Genomic DNA, 21,992 nt, shown 5'->3' with positions numbered 1-21,992 from the left:
TCCCTTCTCTTGTTAAACCAATTGTGACACTACGAGACTTATGGCTTCTTGCTCCCTTTTTGAAGCGTTTTCCTTCAATAGCTTGATTTCATTCTCAATATCAGACGCTGCCGTTCTCTGAAGGTCTTCTCCGCTCCTGCGGGCAGCCTCCCTCACGGCTTCTGCTTCTTTCAGAACTGTGTCCCTTTGCTCTGTCTTTAACCGCTGAGCCTTTTGGTTTGCTTCTTCCAGTATTATCCTATACCGTTCGTCTGCATCCTTCACAATAGCCTCGGCATTTGCCTCTGTCTCTCGAATCAACTCAATAGTCTCTTCCACCATACACCAGTCACCCCCTTTTCCCATATTCCTTTTAGCGTACCACATATGTTAGCAATAGTCTACAATTGAATTAGAATATCTGTTGTCCATATTGTATATATTTTTGTTTAAAAAATAACAAGATGCTGCAAGTATCCTGTTGTTTTTCTTTTATCAATCTATTTATTTTTCTTTTTAGAATAATATGATACCAGGGTCAAAAGGTCATGCTTTTTCATGCTTGCATGAAAAAGCATGACTTTGGGCCCCTGGTATCATAATATGTGTTTTCCATCGGCAGGCTGGTACGTAAAACATGGTCCATTGCATAGTACGCCCCCTGAACCGCCGGAGCTGTCGGAATCGTTGCTATCTCACCGATACCCTTTGCCCCATATGCTACGCCAAGCAATTCTTCCTTCTCCACATAAATGGCATGTATATCCGGAATCTGATTGGCACGCATAAGACCAAGAGTTCCGAACTTCACCTGGGGCACACAGTCTTTTAGTGGAAAACTTTCCGTGAGTGCATAGCCAAGTGACATCAAAACACCGCCTTCAATCTGTCCCTGAATGGCAATGGGATTTACCACCTTGCCGGAGTCGTGTGCGGCGTATACTTCTTTGACGCGCCCGTCGTCATCCAAAATCACCACATGGGTTGCAAAACCGTAGGCAATATGGCTCTTTGGATTGGGTTTATCCGCCCCCAGCTTGTCCGTGGGTTCAAAATATTCATAGAAATATTCCTTGCCTTGAAGTTTATTCAAATCGCCTCCTGCTTCTTTCAGATCCACATTCAGATCAAATGCCGCGCCGCGGACAGCTTCTCCGCTGAGCAGCGTCTGGCGGGAACCAGATGTAGTTCCTGAGTCCGGCGCCACCTCGGAATTACTTCCCATACTCTTAATATTTTTAAGGGGTAAACCCGTAGTTTCCGCCACCATCTGTATAAATACTGTAAAACAGCCCTGTCCAATATCCGAGGCAGCAGCATAAATTTCTACGACTCCGTTATTTACTATCAGCTTCGCACGTCCCTTGTCAGGAAGACCTACACCAACACCTGCATTTTTCAGCGCACAGGCAATTCCAGCGCGTCCGGGATTCTTCTCATAGACATCTTTCACGGCCTCAAGTGTTTCTTTCAGCGCCGTGGAACAGTCTGCTATCTGTCCGTTGGGAAGGACTTTGCCGGGCTCTATAGCATTGCGGTAGCGAATCTCCCAGGGAGAAATTCCAACCTTCTCAGCCAGCAGATTGATATTTGACTCCAGGGCAAACTCACTCTGGCAGACACCGAAGCCTCGAAATGCTCCTGCCGGAGGATTGTTGGTATAATATCCGTATCCCCGTATATCCGTATTCTGATAACAGTAAGGTCCCACCGAATGTGTACAGGCGCGCTCCAGAACTGGTCCACACAAAGATGCATAAGCACCGCCGTCAAAGTTGATTTCGCAGTCAAGACCTGTAAATATCCCGTTTTCGTCACACCCAAGTGTAAAGGTTCCTTCCATTGCATGTCTCTTAGGATGGAAGAACAAAGACTCCTGGCGTGAAAGTTTTATTTTCACAGGCCGCTGCACTTTGTAGGCTGCAAGAGCTGCTATGTGCTGCACAGAGACATCCTCCTTGCCGCCGAAGCCGCCGCCCACAAGTGCATTTTCCACCACAACCCGTTCCTCATCCCAACCGAACATAATTGCAATTTCCTTGCGGCTGTCATACACACCCTGATCGCTGCTGTATACTTTCACCCCATCCTTATAAGGCATGCCGATGGCACACTCCGGCTCCAGAAAAGCATGCTCGGTAAATGGCGTTGTATAGTTTTTTGTTACGGTATATTTAGATTTTTCAAGAGCCTTTTTTGCATCTCCCCGAGTGACATGGCGGGACTGGCATATATTCCCCGGGGCATGTTTATGCAGTTGCGGCGCCCCTTTAGCAGCAGCCTCATGTATGTCCCTTACAGGCTCCAGCACCTCATAATCAATGTTTACAAGTTTTTTGGCTTTCGCAAGAATATCTTCTGTCTCTGCTATTACAAGGCATATTGCATCACCTATACAACGTGTAATATCGCCTTTTGCAATCATTACATCCCAGTCTTGCTGGATATGCCCAACTTTATTATTTGGAACATCCTCGGCTGTTAAAACTGCAATAACACCGTCAAGAGCCTCGGCCTTTGATATGTCAATGTCCAGAATCCTTGCGCGGGGGTATTTTGTGCGGACAGCAGATGCATGAACCATGCCTTGGACAGTCATATCATCGACATATTGACCATATCCAAGCACTTTCTCCCGCACATCAACCCTGAAAGCACGTTTCCCTACGCCATAGTCATCGCCTTTTTCCAACTCATAGTCGATCTCTTCATCTCCGCGCAGAATCGCCGCCGCAAGCTGGATTCCTTCCATAATCTTCTTGTAGCCGGTGCACCGGCAGATATTTCCTCTCAACGCAATTTTTATATCTTCCTCTGTGGGGTTTTGATTTTTATCAAGCAGAGCTTTTCCGGCCATCACCATTCCGGGTATACAAAAGCCGCACTGGACAGCCCCCTTTGCCCCAAAGGCGTACACAAAAACTTCTTTTTCAAAACCGCTTAATCCTTCTACTGTAAGAATATCTTTGCCAGCCGCTCTTTTTGTTGTAAGAACGCAGGACTTTACAGCTTTTCCATCCACAACGATGGTGCATGTCCCGCAGGCCCCCTCGCTGCAGCCATCTTTTACTGAATGAAGATGCAGATCATCCCGCAGATAACGAAGCAACATTTTCTCTTCATTTGTCGTTCTTTCTATTCCGTTTACTATAAAGCTATATCCATTCTCTCCCATAAAACTCTAACCCCGTTATAATCATTTCATTGTTTCATCCCAATTTAACCGATGCAGATGTCCTTCCATATTCATGCCATTAAATTGGTTCTGTCTTAATGCTTCATACAAAATAATTGACACTGAATTGGCCAGATTTAAAGATCGTATATCTCCGACCATCGGTATACGCACACAGTTTTCTTTATTCTTTACCAATATCTCCTCCGGTATACCGGCACTTTCTTTCCCGAACATGATATAGCAATCTGGTTCATACTTCGCCTCCGTATAGACCTTCGGTGCTTTTGTTGTGGCCATATAGATCTTCACCCCGGGGTTTTTCTCAAGAAAATCCTGAAAGTCAATATAGGTTGTTACATCAAGGCTCGGCCAGTAATCCATCCCAGCACGTTTCAGTGCCTTTTCATTCAGTTTAAATCCTAACGGCTCAATTAAATGAAGGCGGGTGTTTGTGGCCACACAGGTACGTCCGATATTTCCCGTGTTTGCCGGAATTTCCGGCTCATGCAGCACAATATTTAGCACTTTTTCTTACCTCTCATTTCTAAGGCGCTGTATAAAATATCCCAGCCGCGCAAGCGCTTCTTTCAGATCTTCCAGAGAATAGGCATAAGAAATCCTTAAAAAGCCTTCCCCGCAGGCGCCAAACGCAGTTCCCGGAACCACAGCCACCTTTTCTTCATGCAACAGACGGTTAGCAAATTTTTCCGATGTCATATTAAACTCCTGGATACTGGGGAACACGTAAAATGCCCCAAAGGGCTCAAAACATTCTAATTGCATACGGGCAAACTCGTGCAGCAGAAACCGTCTTCTCTGATTGTAGGATTTTCGCATTTCCTCCACCTCATAAGCGCAGTTCTTCAACCCTTCGACAGCCGCATACTGACTGTTTGTAGGTGCACACATAATTGCAAACTGATGCAGCTTTATCATCTGCTCAATAATCGCTTCCGGTCCGCAGCAGTATCCAAGCCGCCAGCCTGTCATAGCAAAGCCTTTGGAAAACCCGTTAATGACAATGGTCCTCTCCCTCATTCCCGGCAGGCTTGCAATAGAAACGTGCTCAGACTTATAGGTCAGCTCGGAATAAATCTCATCCGACAAAACATACAGGTCATGTTCTTTTACAAACTCTGCCACCGGCTCCAGATCTTCCTTTGTCATAATAGAACCTGTAGGATTATTTGGAAAAGGCATAATCAGGACTTTTGTTTTAGGAGAGACGTATTTTTCCAAATCCTCCACAGTCAATTTGAATTCATTGTCATACTGTAGGGGAATTACCACCGGAACTCCGTCCGCCATAACTGCACACGGCAGATAGGATACATAACATGGCTGGGGTATCAGCACCTCATCTTTTGGGTCCAGCATACAGCGCAGAGCTACATCTATTGCTTCACTTCCTCCGACAGTAACCAACGTCTCAGTATCCGGATTATATTTCACATGTATTTTTCTGTCCAGATAGCTGCAGATTTCCGTCCTTAATTCCTGGAGTCCTGCATTGGATGTATAAAAAGTGCGCCCTTTTTCCAGCGTGAAGATTCCTTCTTCACGTATCCTCCAGGGAGTATCGAAATCAGGTTCTCCCACGCCAAGAGATATGGCATCTTCCATCTCACTTACCAGATCAAAAAACTTGCGTATGCCGGAGGGTTCTATTTCTACTATTTTTTTCGATAAAGGATTTCTCATTATGGCGTCACCGGCATCCTTTCTTCCTCTTTCTTTGGAACCATAATCGTCCCGTGATCTTTATACTTCTTCAAAATAAAATAGGTTGCCGTACCTATCACACCCTCAATTGTAGATAAACGTTCCGAAACAAAATGTGATACTTCTTTTAGGGTCTTCCCTTCCATTGACACAAGTAAATCATAGCCCCCGGATATCAGATATACCGCATGCACCTCATCATAGTTATAAATACGTTCTGCTAACCTGTCAAAGCCCCGATTGCGCTGAGGGGTCACTCTTACTTCTATTAAGGCACTCACTGACTCTATCCCTGTCTTGTCCCAGTCTATCAGTGTGTGATAACCACAGATAATCTTCTGCTTTTCCATGTCAGCAATCTCATTTGCCACTGTTACCTCATCCACACCCAGCATAACTGCCAGTTCTCCAAGATTTACCCTGCTTTGCTTTTCCATATACTTTAAGATTTCATATCTCAAATCATCCATTTTTCTTCTCCTTATATCATTTCATTCCCGCTCCCACCATAGCATCAGCTCGTCTGGTGCCGGCCGGTCCAAATATCGCTGTTCTGTTTTGCTTGTGATTACTCTGGCCTTCTTATGCCTGATAACCCCAAGCCTGGTGGCTCGTGCGCCCACCCCCTCCAGTGTCTTTACAAGCGAATCACCGTCATTCGATGTCATAAGTATACATCCCGCAGATGTCAGTTGATATGGATTCACACCATAGTATTCACATATTTCTATGGTTTCCTGTCTCACGGACAGCTTCAGCATGTCCACATCCATTCCAACCTTGGAAGCCTCCCCTAACTCCCACAGCGCTGCGAAGATACCACCCTCCCCGACCTGATGTATTGCAGAGGCTCCTGCACATCTGGCCGCTGCAATTGCATCCAGCGCCGCTAGCTGATTCTCAAGTTCCTTTGTCTTGCGGATAAATGCCGGAACAAATCTCTTGGCAAGTTCATCTTTTTGCTCTGCAAGAATCCTTAAGGTGCCCTCCAGCCCTGCATACCCACACAATACAAGTTCCTGTCCCGGAAGGGCCTCGGAGGCACGAGTCATACTTTCGGCCCCCATATATCCGGCAGCAACAGCAAAAACGATCGGGTAAGTTACCGCAGGACTGACTTCTGCCTTTACTCCTGTAATAGAGACACCTGCGGTTTGGCACACTGCCTCCATACATACAATCATCTCTTTCAGTCTTTCCTCAACGATGGAAGGTGTCAGAAGAATTCTCAAGGACACACTAACCGGGCATGCCCCCCGGACTGCCAGATCATTCAACGCCCTGTAAATCGCAAAATTCCCGACATTCACAGCATCTCCAAAGACCTCAGCATTAGTGTATATGACAACTCTCTTCCGCTTTTTACTTTTCTCCTGTTCTGCAGGAAGGCAAAAAGCGGAACAAGGTTCTTCCAGGGATGGAGGAAAAAAGATTTCATCTTCCTCAATATGTAGTTGTCTGCACACCGACCTGTTCCACACGGTCTGAGATATATTTCCGACCTTCATATTTTATGTGCCTTTCTTATTTTCTCACTATTTGGCGAGAGCCAAACAGTGAGAAAACTGTAGGTTTTTGAGTTTGGTTTTGAATCGTTACCTTATCCTGCTGCCTGCCCCGTGACTGCCTGAATTGCTTTCATAATCTGAGTCTCGTCCTGGGTCTGGACTGCATTATTAATCTTATCTGCATATTCTTGGTTCTCGGAGGCCGTCCCCACTGCGATTGTCTCTTTTGAAGGAACATATTCACTGTAATTTATAACCTCCCGGCTCTGTTCTGCACCGTCCTGGTAAACAACTTTCACAAGCTGTGCCGATATTCCGTTTTCTGCCTGGCTTAGAGTATAATAACTGCCAACCGAATCTTCTGTTGCGACAAACCGCTTTCCCTGGGATTCGGTCTGATTTGTGGTCTCACTGATGAAATCCAATGTTCTTCCAGGATTCCTTGTTTCTTTTCCATATATATTGAAGGTGAGGTTTCCATCTGCAACTATTCCCTCTATATAAATGGATGTCTGCTGGTTGTTCTTGAACTTTAGATCCTTTACATCATCTGCAATGGCTGCATCCATAGACGGCTGTACATAAGCCACCAGCATGGTGTGGGGGAACCTTTCAGTTACTTCCAGCTCTGCATACAGCACGGCATTATATAGAGTTGTGGAAATCTGACAGATTCCTCCGCCCATAGACTGTACCACTTTGTCATCCTCGTAGGATGCCGCTTCCGTAAAGCCATTTTCCTCTGTGTATGGCCGCATGGCAGCATCGGCAGAAAATTCCTCTCCCGGCTTAAGCAGCGTCCCGTTAATGAGAGCTGCACCCCTTTCAATATTCTGCGACCTGCCGGAGCCGTCGCTTCCGTAAAAAGTACTATAGCTCCCTAATAAATCTGTGATATCTGCTAAATCCTGTTTTGTCACGTCTGGATCTATATAGGTGACTGTAGCCCTGACACTTGTGCCCTTTTTATCCCAATCCCAGCCAAGCAGCCTGTTAATACTTTTTATCGTCTTCTTTATATCTAAAACTTCTCCCTGCTTCCCTTCAACTGCGGCTACCTTAGAATCCTCCTGGGTCACCCGTGCATTCTCGGGGGGATTTAGTACCCCCACCATCGCGTTTTCCAGTGCCTCCCCGGCAGGCTTTTCCGTCACCTCATATTCTACCGGAAAGCTTTTTTTATTCTGATTACTTTCTGCTTTTTTGAGAATTTTATAGCAATCTACGGCATCACCCTTTTTTCCATAGTCAACAGCAGCTTTCACAGCACTGTCCAAATTCTTTGCAGCAAGCCCCATATCTTTCAGGGTAACTTCGCCTTTTCGCCCATCCTCAAGGGTAATCTCTACTTTCTGTTTCCCGTAGGACAGCAGCTCTGTTTCGACCTTTTCCCTTGCTTTATCTTCCGTTAGACCAGATACATCCGTACTTCCGATTGAAACCCCCTGTATGATTTTATGTGCATCAAATTTCCTGATATAGTTTCGAAGAAAAATATTTACAAGAATAATCACTACGGATGCACACAATATTGTCAGACCGGCCCCCAAGAGTGCTCTTCTCTCTGAACGCTCTGTCCTTCTGCGTTTTTCTCTTTTGTCCCCCATAAATCTTCCTCTGTTTTTCCCAAAAGCCATATATCCATATGATTACTATATCAGATACGGAATAATCATAGTTACGACCATAGCCACAATAACTACTATAACTATAGTGGAAATAATTCTCCTTACCTTTTTATCATAAAAATTCATTTTCTCTCACCTTTCTGTTATTCAATAGTTTTAGTGTACTGTCTCATTGGCTTTCAGACAAGCTATTTTGCGAAATATCAATGGGACAATGCACTAGTACAATGTAGGTTACATTTTATACTCTTTACTTCATTTTTGCAAGAATCCCCTTTACCTAAATATAAAAAATCGATGCCTGATTTGTGAGTAAACTTCTATTTTTATAATCAAACAGCAAAAGCCTGCCATTTATTTTCTCCAAATGGGTCATCTTACGCATCTGGCGTTTGTCATAAGCTTCATATCCTTTGAGATAATTATGCCAAGCGGCTTCCTCGGTGTAAAATTTGGCGGCCTCCTCCTTTGTTACAGTGGGCTCCCCCGCAAAGGCAGGCCTGTTTTTCACATTATCCCGCAGATATAGATCCACGGTGAGTAGTTCCCGATACGTTTTCTTATTCATCACATCACTCTCTGCCGCAAAATCAAACAGTATCTCATATCTGGCAATCCGGGAATGGTTTACCATATTCAAGTCATTTTTTTTATAATATCCGCTGAGCTCCTCATACATGGCAAAAGCATTGGGAAAAGCTCTTTCCAACAACAGCAGTGTGTTCGTGAACTGGCCGCTGTTATAATATACCTCCACCATTTCCTCTATACCTTTTAAACGTATCACATCACTATAGGGCAGCCAGCTTGTGGACAAAACCTCAAAGGGCGGCCTATCCTGATATTGAAGCTGATATTCCCCGGCCATCTCATGCATATGGGAGCCTTTCAGCACCTTCAAGAAACCCAATTGAAGCTGGTCAGGTCTCAGAGCATAAACATCGTTGAAAGAATGACGAAAACTTTCATAGTCTTCATATGGAAGCCCTGCTATCAAATCCAGGTGCTGGTGAACATTTTCTCCTGCCCTTACACGGCTTACACACTTACTGACTTTATCAAATTTCATAACACGCCGGATTTCCCGTATTGTATCCGGATTCGTAGACTGCACTCCTATTTCCAGCTGAATCAAACCCGGACGCATGGACTCTATAAGCTCCAGTTCCTCCTCACTCAGCAGGTCTGCCGCCACCTCAAAATGAAAGTTGGTTTTTCCTTTGTCATGTTCAGCAAGATAAGACCAGACACCCATTGCATGTTTATGGCTGCAATTAAAAGTTCTGTCTACAAACTTTACCTGAGGAACTCCAGAATCTATAAAAAACTGCAGTTCTTTCTTTACTAATTGCAGACTCCGAAAACGAAGGCACCTGTCAATAGAAGAAAGGCAATAGCTACATGTAAACGGACAACCTCTTCCGGATTCATAATAAATAATCTTATTCTCAAACTTTTCCAGATTATGATAGTACACAAAAGGAAGCTTATCCATATCCATTGCCGGTCTCCAGGGGTTTTCCACAATCACCGGTTCAGTGTCAACATCCCCCGGCCTGCGGTACACAATCCCTTTCACATTTTCCAGCCCGGTTATCTTTCCAGTAAAATAATGCATCAGCTCAAGAAACGTTTCCTCTCCTTCTCCGCGCATGACTCCTTCCACCTGGGGATGTCTTTTTAAAAAATCCAGCGCATTGTAGGAAACCTCCGGCCCTCCGATCCAGATATGGACATGGGGCAGGACTTTTTTTATTTCTGTGATAAGCTGTCTTACATAGATTGCATTCCACACATAACAGGAGAAGCACAATACCTCCGGAGCCTGTCTGTAGATATCTGCCAGAATCTCATCTGTCCCCTGATTGATTGTATACTCTGAAATACCTATATTCTCGCTATACTCTGACGCATAGCCCTTGAGACTATAGACTGCCAGATTAGAATGTATATATTTAGCATTGACCGCTGTTAATAAAACCTTCATAAAATTAAATTCTCCTATCCGTTGACATATGGGTAAAAACAATGTAAAATTAAGTTCCGTGCAGCCGGGGTGCTAGCGGTACCTTGTACCTGCAATCCGCTATAGCAGGGGTGATATTACGCGGAGGGTGCTGATTTACAAAGCTGCCCTTGGAAAGTGGCGTTGAGATTTGGGTCTTACGCGACGGAAATCTGTGAATCGTGTCAGGTCGGGAACGAAGCAGCACTAAGCAGAACCTTCCGGGTGCCGTGAGGGCGCCTGAATTGAGTTAACTGCCAAGGTAACGTTTGTGGAGATGCATTCGAAGCGTAATGCACGTAATAAAATCAGTCTTTTTTCTTTTTCCTCTTCTGTTTTCCCCTGAGCTCTTTAAAAAACTGTTTCATCATATTACTGCATTCTTCCTCCAGTACTCCTGTTGTAAGTTCTGCCTGATGATTAAATTCTTTCATTTCCAACATATTCAAAATCGAACCGGCACAGCCTGCTTTCGGATTCATGCACCCCACCACCACTCTTTTAATCCTTGATTGAACAATTGCACCGGAACACATCTGGCACGGCTCCAGAGTAACATACATGGTACAGTCTTCCAGACGCCAGTCATTCATCTTTCTGCTGGCCTTTTTGATTGCCAGAAGTTCTGCATGAGCCAGTGCATTTTTGTCCGTGGTTCTTCTGTTATATCCCCTTCCAATGATTTTGTCCTGATAAACAATAACACAGCCTATAGGCACCTCTTCCAGTGCATATGCCTTTTCTGCCTGTCTGATTGCCTCTTTCATATATTTTATATCTAAATCCATTCTTCTTACCCTTGGCCTTTCCGATGTTTTTTCGCCTTTTTATTAATTTACCATAAATCCAGTTCTTTTTCAAAAGTTCTATGAATAGATTAGATGGAAAGAGAGACAAGACCAGAGGTGTAATATGAACCCCGGTATCTATTATTTATATGAATATAAAAATCAAGATAAGCTCAGAAATGTAGGTTTTCTTAGGGTTTCACAGAACTATCACACGATTGTCCTGAAAATCAATGCCCGCAGGATTCCTGTCCAATCCGGTGATACAGTTGACCTTTTCGCATTCTACGAACAGAGCCCGGATATTATTTCACGCAAAATTGCTGTAATCCCCTGTGAAAATGAAAGTGTCACGGCAAATCTTTCTATACCAGATTCCATGCTCCCCGGAAATAAAACACTGGAGTCGATAGATGGATTTTTCTTCCGCACTCCTACTCTGCAGTTTATTGTCGCAGCCACAGAAGAATCAAATTTTGACACGAGAAACATCAGAGAGGAAGTGCCCGAACCGAGCGAGACAGAAAATGCACCGGGTGCAGAAACAGGTAGGATACCTGCCGCCGTAACTGGAGCACCTCCAGCTACAGGTATAGAAGGAATCCCTACTGCTGTAACCGGAGTGCCTCCAGCTTCAGGTATAGGAGAAATTCCTACTGCTGTAACCGGAGTGCCTCCAGCTTCAGGTATAGGAGAAATTCCTACTGCTGTAACCGGAGTGCCTCCGGCGGCAGGTATAGAAGGAATCCCTACTACTGTAACCGGAGTGCCTCCAACTTCAGGTATAGAAGGAATTCCTACTGCCATAACCGGAGTGCCTCCGGCGGCAGGTATAGGAGGAATTCCTACTACCGTAAATGGGACCCCTCCGGATACTGCAGTGGGAAGAATACCGGCTCCTACAACAGAAGGAATACCTGTCCCTCCTGCGGAAAGAATGCCGGCTCCTACAACAGAAGGAATGCCGGCTGTTAATATAGGAACACCACCGGCCACAAATACAGGCACGCAGCCAACTGGTAATATGGGACGACAACCTAACATGAACATCGATACTCCTTCAAATGCAAATACAGGCAGGCAGCCGACTGGTAATATGGGACGACAACCTAACATGAACATCGGTACTCCTCCAAATACAGGTACAGGCAGGCAACCGACTGGTAATATGGGACGACAACCTAACATGAATGTCGGTACTCCTTCAAATGCAAATACAGGCACGCAGCCGACTGGCAATATGGGGCGACAACCTAACATGAACATCGGTACTCCTTCAAATGCAAATACAGGCACGCAGCCGACTGGTAACATGGGAACTCCTTCAAACACAGGTACAGGCAGGCAACCGACCGGTAATATGGGGCGACAACCTAACATGAGCATCGGTACTCCTCCAAATGCAAATACAGGCAGGCAGCCGACTGGTAACATGGGAACTCCTTCAAACACAGGTACAGGCAGGCAACCGACCGGTAATATGGGGCGACAACCTAACATGAACATCGGTACTCCTCCAAATGCAAATACAGGTACGCAGCCGACTGGTAATATAGGAACTCCCCCAAATGCAAATATAGGTTGGCAGCCGACTGGCAATATGGGGCGACAACCTAACATGAACATCGGTACTCCTTCAAATGCAAATACAGGCAGGCAGCCGACTGGTAACATGGGAACTCCTTCAACTGCAAATATAGGTTGGCAGCCGACTGGCAATATGGGGCGACAACCTAACATGAACATCGGTACTCCTTCAAATACAAATACAGGCACGCAACCGACTGGTAACATGGGAACTCCTTCAAACACAGGTACAGGCACGCAACCGACCGGTAATATGGGGCGACAACCTAACATGAACATCGGTACTCCTTCAAATGCAAATACAGGCAGGCAGCCGACTGGTAATATAGGAACCCCTCCAAATGCAAATATAGGTTGGCAGCCAACTGGCAATATGGGGCGACAACCTAACATGAATATCGGTACTTCTCCAAATACAGGCAGACAACCGACTGGTAACATGGGGCAGGAACCGACTATGAATACAGGAACTCCTCCAACTGCAAATATGGGGCGACAACCGACTATGAACACGGAAACTCCTCCAAACATAAGTACAGATAGGCAACCTGCTGCAGAAACAGCAGACAATATACCGGCAATGGAAACCCATGAGGAACTTCCTCCAGAAGTAAACAGCACAACAATTGCAGGGGCAGAACCTAAGACAACGCAGTCCTCCTTTTCCGAATCTCAACCCCAATATTTGGAGAATGTGCGAAAAATCCAGCGTTCAGACCTTTCCATTCTCCCACGCAAATATTGGAACATTGCCAACAACAGTTTTCTGATGCATGGATATCACAATTATCATCATCTGATGCTTGTGGAGTCGAACGGCCACTACTGGCTTGGAGTTCCGGGGGTCTTCAGTCCCCGGGAAGCACGGGCGGCAGAATTGTTCGGGTTCCCCCAGTTCACCAAGTCTCATGTTAAGCGGCTGACTCTGAGCGATGATGAGAGAGATGATTCTGAGGAGTTCGGACACTGGTGCCGTTATATGATGTAGATCATACGAAAAAATTTATATTGTTTCATTCCACGAAAGAAAGTCGAACATCTGTATAGCAATGTCCGACTTTCTTTTTATCAACCCATTCATTTTTTAAATCAACCCATTCATTTCCTGATACAGGCGTTTGGCATAGCTGTCTGTCATGCCGCACACGTAATCCGTCACAAGCAGCAGGCGGAGATATAATTTTTCTGCCTCGCTCTTCCCCTCTGCCTGATGCTTATATGCATTTTTGTAGTTATCAGAGATAAACGACACCACCCTGCTGTCAATGGGATCCAACATCTCATCTGTATCGTAGTACAGTACCGCATGTACCATCTTGTCCATGAGAAAGTCCAGTATCACAGATTCCGTAACTTCCATCTTATATATTGCTGTGGAAGTAAATACATAACGGTATGCAATATCGCCCAGCAAGTCCATAAGCCTGCCGCCAAAACTCCCATAAAATAAATCATGCTTAAAAGTTCCCGCCATAATCTCCTCATAGTGGGATGTAAATCCAAAGGTCGCGCAGCTGATGAGATATCCTTGTATCCGCACAATCCAGTTCTTAACTGCATAAGATTCCGGGTGGCTCACTTTTTTCTCTATTCCTCGTTCATACAAAGATTTCAACTTGTCCAATGTCTGAAAGTCCGCCTCCGGATTCTCCTTCTGCAGCTTTTCCAGTTCCCGGCTCAGCTCATGGAATGAAAGGAATCCTTTCACAAATGCGTCTTCAATATCCGCAGTTTTATAGGCCAGGTCATCTGCCGCCTCCAGAATGTAAGTCAATGGATGGCGGTTGTTTTTTGCACCGGTTGCTGTAGAAACTGCTTCAAATATATCCTGATCGGCATAATAATAGCCCATTTTCTTCTCTTTGATATTTCCTGAATGTATGCTAATTTTTGTAGAAGGAACCGGATATTTTACAATCGTGTTCAAAAGTGCATAAGTCAGGTTCATACCGTACTCGTCCACAAGATAATGTAGTTTTGTCACCAGCCGCAGTGCCTGAGCATTTCCCTCAAAATGGTAGAAATCTGCCTTCATCTGGGGTGTCAGCATCCTCTCTACGGGCTCATCTTGGTAAGTCATACATGGCAGATTTTTTATAAACCATTCCCTGATTGCATTTTCTCCAAAATGCCCAAAGGGAGGGTTTCCAATATCATGAATCAGTCCTGCACACTGAAGTATATGACAGATGTCCTCTTTCATCTTAGGAGTAAAACCAGGGTCTTTTCTGCAGTTAATAATGTTTTCTCCTATATTCTGTCCGAGAGACTTTCCCAATGAAGAGACTTCGAGTGAATGGGTAAGCCTGGTTCTGATAAAATCACTCTTATCCAGAGGAAATACCTGAGTTTTATCCTGCAGGCGCCTAAAAGAGGCGCTGCCGATGATACGATGGTAATCCTTTTCAAACTCGCTTCTCAAATCTGTTGTCTTTATTCTCCGGTTTCCTGCACCGCTCCGCATGCGCTCGGTGCAGAGTAATGTACTCCACTCCATAATTTGCCTTTCCTTAAACTAGTCAAGATAAATCGGCGGTTCATATTCTTTGCCAAGCAGAGCTTTCTTCCGCTCCTGATAACCCAGAAAAGCCCACTCTGTCATATCCGTCCATTTGTGAGTAGCCCGGTCATACACTTGAACATATCCTATTCTGGTGGGATGCATGCGGACACTGTTAGATTGATATTCCCGGCCTGTATATGGATTTACATCACCCAGCTCCCTGTCCTCCTCGGCATCGTCATGCCTGATAACCGGCTCAAAATCATCCGGCTCCGAAACAGGCACCTCGCCTTCCGATATATCCAATCCCTGTGCATCCGAAATCTCCGGCTCAGCCACATTTTCCGTCCCGGCTGCAGGCTCATCCGCCGGCTTCGGCTCACCCGCCAGACCTAACTCAGCCGCAGAGTCCTTCACCTCTTCTGCAGAATCGCCTTTCTTCCTGAGGAAAATTGCACCGGTGCGGAAGAGTCCCTTCTTTTCTTCCCCGGGCTTCTTCTGTGTGCCTATAACTGAAGCTTCGGTCTTCTGCAGCTCTTCTTTAATGTTTTCAATTGGCTTACCTTCCTGAATATTCTCTTCCAGCTGGGATAGTCCCTCATGAATCTTATAAAGTTCGCCAATCGTCATATCCCGCTCTTCCAGCGTCTGCCCTTCCAGCTCTTTCACAAAGTTTGCCGGTTCTGCGGAATTTACTGATTCTATGGATTTTACAATATCAACAGATTTTTCAGTTTCTGCGGACTCATCCTCTTTGACCTCCGGGATATCACCTGATAGAATACTTAAGTGAAACGGGCATCCCAGAATCTCTGCAATTTTGCGCATGTCCTGTTCCTGAAAATTATCTCTTCCCAGACGCTGTGTCAGATTTTGCCTTGACATCTTCTGTCCGGTACGTTTCTCAATTGTCTCTGCAAGTTCTTTGATAGTCATGCCTTTGCGGCCAAGAATAATTTTGACTTGTTCTCCAAACGTAAGATCTTCCATTATTTTCCTCCTTATTAAAACGAACTTATAACCGGTGGTTAGAAACAATATAGTTTCCTCATAAACCTATCTTTTTCCCCTTTTTTCATTTTAACAAATGCATGAAAACACGTCAAGATTGCAGCCGTTCTATTTTACACCAAGGTATTCTTCCAGGGTGATTCCTTTTTCTGTAATCTCTTTTGCCGCGTCTTTTCCTACATAGCGGTAGTGCCATGGTTCATAGGTAATGCCTGTGGTTTCCATTTTTTCTGAAGGATACCGCAGAATAAATCCATACTTATAGCAATTCTTCATCAACCACTTTGTTTCAGGCGTATCTGCCTGCTTTTCATCCAGGCCCTGATAATCCTCAGAGGTAATATCCAGAGCCAGCCCCAACGCATGTTCACTGTATCCCGGCACTGCTACAGATTTTTTCGTTTCATTGTAGGCATCCAGATAGCTCTCTCCCTGATTGACCCAATCCTGCATTGTATCGTTAAACACTGCCGTCTGATCGTCATAAGAACGGTATGCAGACAAAATATGAACATTAAGCCCTGCACCCTTTGCATCTGAGAGCATCTTTTTTGTATCCTCAGCGATTCTGGCATCCACGGAATTCTCCGAGGTAATCTCCGTGAGCTCCGGAACATACTTTGTGTCCAGGGGATGACAGTCATTCACCAGTACAAGAGCCCAGTCATCCGGCTGTTTCTCCGAAAGGCTCGCAGCTGCCTCCACTGACTTTCCCACTTCTGACTCTGTCTGAATCTGAGATTGGAGTCTTTTATTCTCCGCCTGCCATTTCTTTTCTGTCTCGGCCATAACGGTTTTCTTTTTGTCAACCGCTCTTCTTGCCGCAGCGAAAGTAATCACCGTTCCCAGCACTGTGCCGCATACTATTCCCAGAATCAATACCTTTTTCATCCTTTTGGTAAACTTTACATTCATAACTTCAACTCCATCCGTATCCTTGAATCTATTTCTTTATCAGTGGAACAAACCGCTATCTTATAAGGTATTCCGGCATCATATTCCCGGTAATAGTATCTTTGCGGATAACAGTCCGGCTTTTTTAAAAGGATTGGCGGATCTGTCATCTGAATCTCGAAGCTTTTTGTGTCCATAGCCATTCCCTGGAGGGTTGCCTTCATAAAGCTTTCTTTGAGTACCCATAGCCGGTAAAACATATCATTCTGCGATTCTTTGTTGTGCTCTCTCAAAATCGTGTCATATTCCGAGGGGCAGAAGAACCGTCTCGCAATCTTTAGTTTTGCCCTTTTCACCGCTTCTATATCACAGCCCACCTGGGTTTTATTTCCACAGTCCATATCAATAGAACACAGCACGTAATCCCCCGAGTGTGAGAGATTAAATGCTGCCTCCTCTGCAATTCCATATTCTTTTCGTATTCTGTCCAACAATATCCAGGCACCTGTGCTCTGTGCCTTTCCTCTTCGGGACTGAAGTCTGTCGGCCTTTTCCTTCCTAAATGCCGGAAGGGCATTATAGCATGCCTGATATTTGTCTGCTTCATACAGCGGACGAATATCTAAAATCCAAGTTCTTATCATAGATAAGCTGCCTTTAACCTTTCATATAGCGTACTTCAAAAGTATCTATTGTAATTGGTTTATTGAACAAAGTTCCCTGTGCATAATCGCAGCCAAGTTCTTTCACTACATTTAACTGATCCTGTGTCTCTACTCCTGCAGCAGTTACATGGACGCCAAGCTGCCTGCACATATCAATAACAGCTCTTGCCGTAATCTGACTCCGTTTGTTTCCCACTATATTGGTGATAAGGCTGCGGTCGAGTTTCAAACCATCAAATTCCATCATAGAGAGAATCGAAAAGCTAGAATCCTTTGCACCAAAATGGTCTAACGTAACACGGATATTCCCTTTTCTGATCTTGTCACTTGTCTCGGCCAGCATGCCCTGACTCATGGATACATATGACTCAGAAAGCTCCACTTCAAGATATTCACAAGAAACATGGTATTCTTCTACAAGAGACATCATTTTCTCAATGATTCCCTCCTGCACCAGCGTTGTCTCTGAAAAATTAACAGAAACCGGAAGCATAGGCATGTCCTCCGTCTCCCAGTGTCTTAAGGTTTTGCAGACCTGCTCAAATACATACATGTCCAGATAATGTGACAGTTTGGTCTCTTCTAAGAGAGTAATATATTTTCCCGGATTCATAATCCCCAAGTCTTTATGGTGATAACGTACAATAGCCTCGGCTCCGACTACCTCTTCTGTTGTGACATCCATTTTGGGGACGAAACATACAATAAAATTCCCCTGTCTGATATCCTCCAGCAAATCTTCCTTGATAATCGGTTCATGATGCCCTTTTTTCAGATGCTTATAATACTTCTGTTTTTCCTCCTGCATCATATTCTCGGCCCGTCCTGCAAGCCTGCCTACATTGATATCCACCTTCTCCCAGGCATATCCCATAGAGACAAGCCCAAGACTAATGTTATCCAGCTTCTTATGGACTCCGTGGACATTCTTCATAAAGTCTTCGTATGATACATTTTCCATGATTACCTGATATTCATCGCCGGTCATCCTAAATACCATGGCACCTCTGAAGTATTCTTCCAGAACTTCTCCGACACGGATCACCACTTCGTCCCCATACTCACGCCCAAACTCTTTATTAAAATCCTTCAGACCGTTAATATCCAGCGATACAACTCCTACAGATTTAAGCTTGTCTTGTTCGGAGTCTGACAGATATGCTACAAAGCTGTTTCTGTTGAGCAGTCCCGTCAGATCATCATGATAACTCAGATATTCCTGCTGCTTTTGTACTTTCTGCAGCGCAATAGACTGTGAAATATATGGGATAACAGCACGCATAAGAGAAAGATCACATCCCCCTCTGTGTACACCCACTGCGGCCAGTATAGCCACCTCGCCGTCACTTAAGGGGCTGAATATGCTATAATCCTCTTCCCTCGTATCAGTAATCTCCTGTTTTATCCACTTTGGCAGCTGGTCCGCATCCAGCATCTTAAGACGGTCTCTCTGCCACGGTACATTTTCTGCGCACCACTCATAAATGGTGAGGATGTCCTCATCATCTTTTTCTATATAATAAACATATTCAGAATCATAGTAATCGCGTATTGTACTCAATATTTCATTCATAATTTCTATGATTGAACGTTGTCGATATTTTTCTCCCATGAACTTCTCTCTCCTGAGTTTTGATAGGTTTATTGTAGTATAATCTTATTTAAATTGCAAGACGCAAAAACAGCACCGCAATATGATCTGCCGGGCAGCCCGGCCGTTACGGCGCTGTTTCTTTTTAAAAACATGCATCTATTTCTTTCTCTGAGATATTCTCAGACGGTTCATTGCCCGTGCCAATGCGGCCTGTGTCTGGTAGTACTCCTGGGTGCTTTGTTTCTGTCTCAGACGTTCTTCTGCACGTTCTTTCGCTTCCTCAGCTCTGTGTACGTCAATTTCATCCGGACGTTCGGCAGTATCCACCAGGATAGTGACACGGTTATTTACAATTTCGGCAAAACCTTCGCCCAACGCAATTTCTACCCACTGACCCTCTTCATGCTCCAGCCGTGCATCGCCGACGCCCAGGGCAATCACCGCATTCTCGTGGTTTGCAAGAATCCCTATTTCCCCATCGGGGGCAGGCAAAATCAATTTTCTGCAGCGCCCTTCATAGAAGATTTTATCGCTTGCTATTATTTTCAGCCCAAATGTATCCATATGCATACACCTCTATTCTGCGGCACTCTCTGCCTTCGCTTTTTCGATGACATCATCGATTGTTCCCACATTAAAGAAAGCTGACTCTGGATACTCATCCATTTCTCCATCGATAATCATTTTAAAACCACGTATTGTTTCTTTCAGCGGCACATATTTTCCCGGAGTGCCAGTGAAGGTTTCCGCAACAAAGAATGGCTGGGATAAAAATCTCTGAATTTTTCTTGCACGGAGAACAACTGCCTTATCTTCATCTGACAACTCTTCCATACCGAGAATTGCTATAATATCCTGCAGTTCCTTATATTTCTGCAGAATCTCTGTTACCTGGTTTGCTATTTCATAGTGCTCCTCACCCACAATGTCTGCCTCTAGAATACGGGAGTTGGATTCCAGCGGATCTACTGCCGGGTAAATTCCCTGCTCTACAATCTTTCTGGACAACACAGTTGTGGCATCCAAATGGGCAAATGTCGTTGCCGGCGCAGGGTCCGTCAGGTCATCGGCCGGTACATACACAGCCTGTACAGATGTAACGGAGCCATTTTTTGTAGATGCAATACGCTCCTGCAGTTCGCCCATTTCGGTGGCTAGTGTGGGCTGGTAACCTACGGCGGAAGGCATACGTCCAAGGAGTGCCGATACCTCAGAGCCTGCCTGGGTAAAACGGAAAATATTATCGATGAACAGAAGCACATCCTGATGCTCCACATCTCTAAAATATTCTGCCATAGTCAGTCCTGTCTCTGCCACACGCATACGCGCTCCGGGGGGCTCATTCATCTGTCCAAACACCAGGGCTGTCTTTGCCAGCACTCCTGATTCCCCCATCTCTGTCCACAAGTCATTTCCCTCACGGGAACGCTCCCCGACTCCGGTGAATATAGAATATCCCCCGTGCTCTGTGGCAATATTGCGGATCAGTTCCTGAATCAACACAGTTTTGCCGACTCCGGCACCGCCGAACAAACCAATTTTACCGCCCTTGGCATACGGAGCAAGCAGGTCAATGACCTTAATCCCTGTCTCCAGTATTTCAACTACCGGACTCTGGTCCTCGAAGCTGGGGGGATCCCTGTGGATTACCCACTTTTCTCCCTCTGCCAGCGCCTCTTTGTCATCAATAGTCTCTCCTAAAACATTAAATAATCTGCCCAGTGTCTGATCTCCGACCGGTACTTTAATTCCTGCTCCGGTAGCAGTCACTTCCATATCCTTATGCAGCCCTTCACTGGCAGCAAGCATCAGGCAGCGCACCTCATTATTTCCCAGGTGCTGGGCAACCTCCATAATACATTTCTTTCCGTTATTTTCAACTTCCAGTGCATCTTTAATAAAAGGAAGATTGCCGTCCTCAAACACTACGTCAATGACAGGTCCCATAACCTGTACAATTCGTCCTTTATTCATATCAGTTCTCACTTCCTTACTGCAAAGGGGACTGTCCCTTTTGCACTCCATTTTCAGAATTGTTTTACTTTTTCCGCTTCTGTGCATTTGCACCACTGCAAACCTCTGTTATTTCCTGTGTGATTGCAGCCTGTCTTGCTCGATTGTATTGAATAGATAGCTCCTTTATAATGCTCTCCGCGCTGTCTGTCGCTGATTTCATGGCTGTCATGCGGGCATTATGCTCGCTGGCGTAAGCCTCTACCAAGCAGCCGTATATCATACCGCTCACATAATGCGGCACTATAATGTCCATGACACTTTTGGCAGACGGATAAAACACGATTTCTTCTCTGTACATATTCAACGGTAAAGTCCCGGGATTAAAGGATTCCCGCTCCAAAGGCAGAAGTTTTACTTTTTCAGCCTCAACCAGCATAGAGTTCTCCATACGGGTATAGAGAATATAGACTTCATCTAATTCGCCCGCCTGAAACTGCTCCAGGATTACAGAGGATATATTTCTGGCCCGGTGCATTGTGGGTTTCTGAACCGTGTACTGGAACTGTGATGCTATCTCCACGTCTCTTTTAGAAAAATAATGACGTCCCAGCTCACCGACAATAAATAATTTGTGTATCCCCGGCTGTTTTAGCAGTTCTTCTTCCAGCTTGATGATATTATGGTTATATGCGCCGGCAAGTCCCTTATCGGCTGTAACAACAATAGAGCCTATCTTCCGCTCATCAGGCGGTATATCCTCACGGGCATCAAAGTGAGAATGCTCCAGCTCAGGCACATGGCGCAGGATTCTGGCAATTTCCCCCTGCATTCCATAAAAATATGGCTCAGTATCTGTTAGCTTCTTCTTTGCCTGTTTCACCTTGGAGGAGGCAATCATATACATCGCATTTGTAATCTTCATCGTGTCCTTGACACTGTTTATACGAGTCTGAATTTCTTTAATATTTGCCATA

18 protein-coding genes and 1 other RNA gene are annotated in these 21,992 nt (G+C 45.0%); 2 read left to right on the top strand and 17 right to left on the bottom strand.

The features are described 5' to 3' along the window. Positions 1 to 12: 12 nt before the first annotated feature. The 8 genes from EDD59_RS08465 to EDD59_RS08430 all read right to left on the bottom strand — a co-directional run bounded on the left by EDD59_RS08465 (position 13) and on the right by EDD59_RS08430 (position 10,002). Positions 13 to 345: an ATPase gene (locus EDD59_RS08465; protein WP_243117372.1), complete on the bottom strand. Its 333-nt coding sequence runs from the start codon at positions 343 to 345 to the stop codon at positions 13 to 15. A 190-nt stretch (positions 346 to 535) separates the two neighbouring features. Then, a complete protein-coding gene (gene xdh, locus EDD59_RS08460; RefSeq protein ID WP_132380940.1) occupies positions 536 to 3,154 on the bottom strand; it encodes a selenium-dependent xanthine dehydrogenase in 2,619 nt (872 codons plus the stop codon). A 21-nt stretch (positions 3,155 to 3,175) separates the two neighbouring features. Further along, positions 3,176 to 3,682 (bottom strand): tRNA (cytidine(34)-2'-O)-methyltransferase, encoded by a 507-nt coding sequence (locus EDD59_RS08455; protein WP_132380938.1) that lies wholly within the window; start codon positions 3,680 to 3,682, stop codon positions 3,176 to 3,178. 6 nt (positions 3,683 to 3,688) lie between these two features. Beyond that, positions 3,689 to 4,858, bottom strand: a complete 1,170-nt coding sequence (locus EDD59_RS08450) for an aminotransferase class I/II-fold pyridoxal phosphate-dependent enzyme (RefSeq protein WP_132380936.1) — start codon at positions 4,856 to 4,858, stop codon at positions 3,689 to 3,691. Further along, positions 4,858 to 5,349, bottom strand: a complete 492-nt coding sequence (locus tag EDD59_RS08445) for an Lrp/AsnC family transcriptional regulator (protein ID WP_132380934.1) — start codon at positions 5,347 to 5,349, stop codon at positions 4,858 to 4,860. The genes EDD59_RS08450 and EDD59_RS08445 overlap by 1 nt, the downstream gene beginning before the upstream one ends. Positions 5,350 to 5,370: 21 nt before the next feature. Next, on the bottom strand, positions 5,371 to 6,387 hold the full coding sequence (locus EDD59_RS08440; RefSeq protein ID WP_132380932.1) for an AIR synthase-related protein: 1,017 nt from the start codon (positions 6,385 to 6,387) through the stop codon (positions 5,371 to 5,373). A gap of 92 nt (positions 6,388 to 6,479) precedes the next feature. After that, positions 6,480 to 7,994, bottom strand: a complete 1,515-nt coding sequence (locus EDD59_RS08435) for a VanW family protein (protein WP_132380930.1) — start codon at positions 7,992 to 7,994, stop codon at positions 6,480 to 6,482. A 301-nt stretch (positions 7,995 to 8,295) separates the two neighbouring features. After that, positions 8,296 to 10,002: a B12-binding domain-containing radical SAM protein gene (locus EDD59_RS08430; RefSeq protein WP_132380928.1), complete on the bottom strand. Its 1,707-nt coding sequence runs from the start codon at positions 10,000 to 10,002 to the stop codon at positions 8,296 to 8,298. Between the two features lie 56 nt (positions 10,003 to 10,058). On the opposite strand from EDD59_RS08430, the gene ffs reads away from it, so the two are divergent. Then, positions 10,059 to 10,321: signal recognition particle sRNA large type (ffs, locus tag EDD59_RS08425), an RNA gene on the top strand. 7 nt (positions 10,322 to 10,328) lie between these two features. On the opposite strand, the gene tadA is transcribed toward ffs, so the two are convergent. Beyond that, complete coding sequence (tadA, locus tag EDD59_RS08420) at positions 10,329 to 10,808, bottom strand: tRNA adenosine(34) deaminase TadA (protein ID WP_132380926.1); 480 nt, start codon at positions 10,806 to 10,808, stop codon at positions 10,329 to 10,331. Positions 10,809 to 10,932: 124 nt separating this feature from the next. Here tadA and EDD59_RS08415 point away from each other — a divergent pair, with 124 nt between their 5' ends. After that, on the top strand, positions 10,933 to 13,383 hold the full coding sequence (locus EDD59_RS08415) for a DUF6128 domain-containing protein (RefSeq protein WP_132380924.1): 2,451 nt from the start codon (positions 10,933 to 10,935) through the stop codon (positions 13,381 to 13,383). A 96-nt stretch (positions 13,384 to 13,479) separates the two neighbouring features. On the opposite strand, the gene EDD59_RS08410 is transcribed toward EDD59_RS08415, so the two are convergent. The 8 genes from EDD59_RS08410 to atpG all read right to left on the bottom strand — a co-directional run bounded on the left by EDD59_RS08410 (position 13,480) and on the right by atpG (position 21,991). Continuing rightward, complete coding sequence (locus EDD59_RS08410; RefSeq protein ID WP_132380922.1) at positions 13,480 to 14,892, bottom strand: deoxyguanosinetriphosphate triphosphohydrolase; 1,413 nt, start codon at positions 14,890 to 14,892, stop codon at positions 13,480 to 13,482. Positions 14,893 to 14,910: 18 nt separating this feature from the next. Beyond that, on the bottom strand, positions 14,911 to 15,888 hold the full coding sequence (locus tag EDD59_RS08405; RefSeq protein WP_132380920.1) for a helix-turn-helix domain-containing protein: 978 nt from the start codon (positions 15,886 to 15,888) through the stop codon (positions 14,911 to 14,913). Between the two features lie 129 nt (positions 15,889 to 16,017). Then, positions 16,018 to 16,824, bottom strand: coding sequence for a M15 family metallopeptidase (locus EDD59_RS08400; protein ID WP_132380918.1), 807 nt, complete (start codon positions 16,822 to 16,824; stop codon positions 16,018 to 16,020). Continuing rightward, positions 16,821 to 17,447: a 4'-phosphopantetheinyl transferase family protein gene (locus EDD59_RS08395; protein WP_132380916.1), complete on the bottom strand. Its 627-nt coding sequence runs from the start codon at positions 17,445 to 17,447 to the stop codon at positions 16,821 to 16,823. The genes EDD59_RS08400 and EDD59_RS08395 overlap by 4 nt, the downstream gene beginning before the upstream one ends. A 13-nt stretch (positions 17,448 to 17,460) precedes the next feature. Continuing rightward, positions 17,461 to 19,080 carry a bifunctional diguanylate cyclase/phosphodiesterase gene (locus tag EDD59_RS08390; RefSeq protein ID WP_132380914.1) on the bottom strand — a complete coding sequence of 540 codons (1,620 nt, stop codon included), beginning with the start codon at positions 19,078 to 19,080 and terminating at the stop codon, positions 17,461 to 17,463. Between the two features lie 138 nt (positions 19,081 to 19,218). Continuing rightward, positions 19,219 to 19,626, bottom strand: a complete 408-nt coding sequence (gene atpC / locus EDD59_RS08385) for an ATP synthase F1 subunit epsilon (protein WP_132381070.1) — start codon at positions 19,624 to 19,626, stop codon at positions 19,219 to 19,221. A gap of 12 nt (positions 19,627 to 19,638) precedes the next feature. Next, entirely contained in the window at positions 19,639 to 21,036 is a 1,398-nt protein-coding gene (gene atpD / locus EDD59_RS08380; protein ID WP_132380912.1) for a F0F1 ATP synthase subunit beta, read from the bottom strand. Between the two features lie 64 nt (positions 21,037 to 21,100). Continuing rightward, positions 21,101 to 21,991: an ATP synthase F1 subunit gamma gene (gene atpG / locus EDD59_RS08375; RefSeq protein ID WP_132380910.1), complete on the bottom strand. Its 891-nt coding sequence runs from the start codon at positions 21,989 to 21,991 to the stop codon at positions 21,101 to 21,103. Position 21,992 lies beyond the last annotated feature (1 nt).

Source organism: Muricomes intestini, assembly GCF_004346165.1.
GTDB classification, from domain to species: domain Bacteria; phylum Bacillota; class Clostridia; order Lachnospirales; family Lachnospiraceae; genus Muricomes; species Muricomes intestini.
This window is presented reverse-complemented; position numbering and strand designations above follow the sequence as displayed.

Bases quoted from the DNA above. Each gene is read 5' to 3' on its own strand.
- EDD59_RS08390 (WP_132380914.1), bottom strand. From the start codon at position 19,080: ATGGGAGAAAAATATCGACAACGTTCAATCATAGAAATTATGAATGAA.
- EDD59_RS08465 (WP_243117372.1), bottom strand. From the start codon at position 345: ATGGGAAAAGGGGGTGACTGGTGTATGGTGGAAGAGACTATTGAGTTG.
- EDD59_RS08450 (WP_132380936.1), bottom strand. From the start codon at position 4,858: ATGAGAAATCCTTTATCGAAAAAAATAGTAGAAATAGAACCCTCCGGC.
- EDD59_RS08435 (WP_132380930.1), bottom strand. From the start codon at position 7,994: ATGGGGGACAAAAGAGAAAAACGCAGAAGGACAGAGCGTTCAGAGAGA.
- EDD59_RS08430 (WP_132380928.1), bottom strand. From the start codon at position 10,002: ATGAAGGTTTTATTAACAGCGGTCAATGCTAAATATATACATTCTAAT.
- EDD59_RS08415 (WP_132380924.1), top strand. From the start codon at position 10,933: ATGAACCCCGGTATCTATTATTTATATGAATATAAAAATCAAGATAAG.
- xdh (WP_132380940.1), bottom strand. From the start codon at position 3,154: ATGGGAGAGAATGGATATAGCTTTATAGTAAACGGAATAGAAAGAACG.
- EDD59_RS08395 (WP_132380916.1), bottom strand. From the start codon at position 17,447: ATGATAAGAACTTGGATTTTAGATATTCGTCCGCTGTATGAAGCAGAC.
- EDD59_RS08445 (WP_132380934.1), bottom strand. From the start codon at position 5,349: ATGGATGATTTGAGATATGAAATCTTAAAGTATATGGAAAAGCAAAGC.
- atpC (WP_132381070.1), bottom strand. From the start codon at position 19,626: ATGGATACATTTGGGCTGAAAATAATAGCAAGCGATAAAATCTTCTAT.
- tadA (WP_132380926.1), bottom strand. From the start codon at position 10,808: ATGGATTTAGATATAAAATATATGAAAGAGGCAATCAGACAGGCAGAA.
- EDD59_RS08440 (WP_132380932.1), bottom strand. From the start codon at position 6,387: ATGAAGGTCGGAAATATATCTCAGACCGTGTGGAACAGGTCGGTGTGC.
- atpD (WP_132380912.1), bottom strand. From the start codon at position 21,036: ATGAATAAAGGACGAATTGTACAGGTTATGGGACCTGTCATTGACGTA.
- EDD59_RS08400 (WP_132380918.1), bottom strand. From the start codon at position 16,824: ATGAATGTAAAGTTTACCAAAAGGATGAAAAAGGTATTGATTCTGGGA.
- EDD59_RS08410 (WP_132380922.1), bottom strand. From the start codon at position 14,892: ATGGAGTGGAGTACATTACTCTGCACCGAGCGCATGCGGAGCGGTGCA.
- atpG (WP_132380910.1), bottom strand. From the start codon at position 21,991: ATGGCAAATATTAAAGAAATTCAGACTCGTATAAACAGTGTCAAGGAC.
- EDD59_RS08405 (WP_132380920.1), bottom strand. From the start codon at position 15,888: ATGGAAGATCTTACGTTTGGAGAACAAGTCAAAATTATTCTTGGCCGC.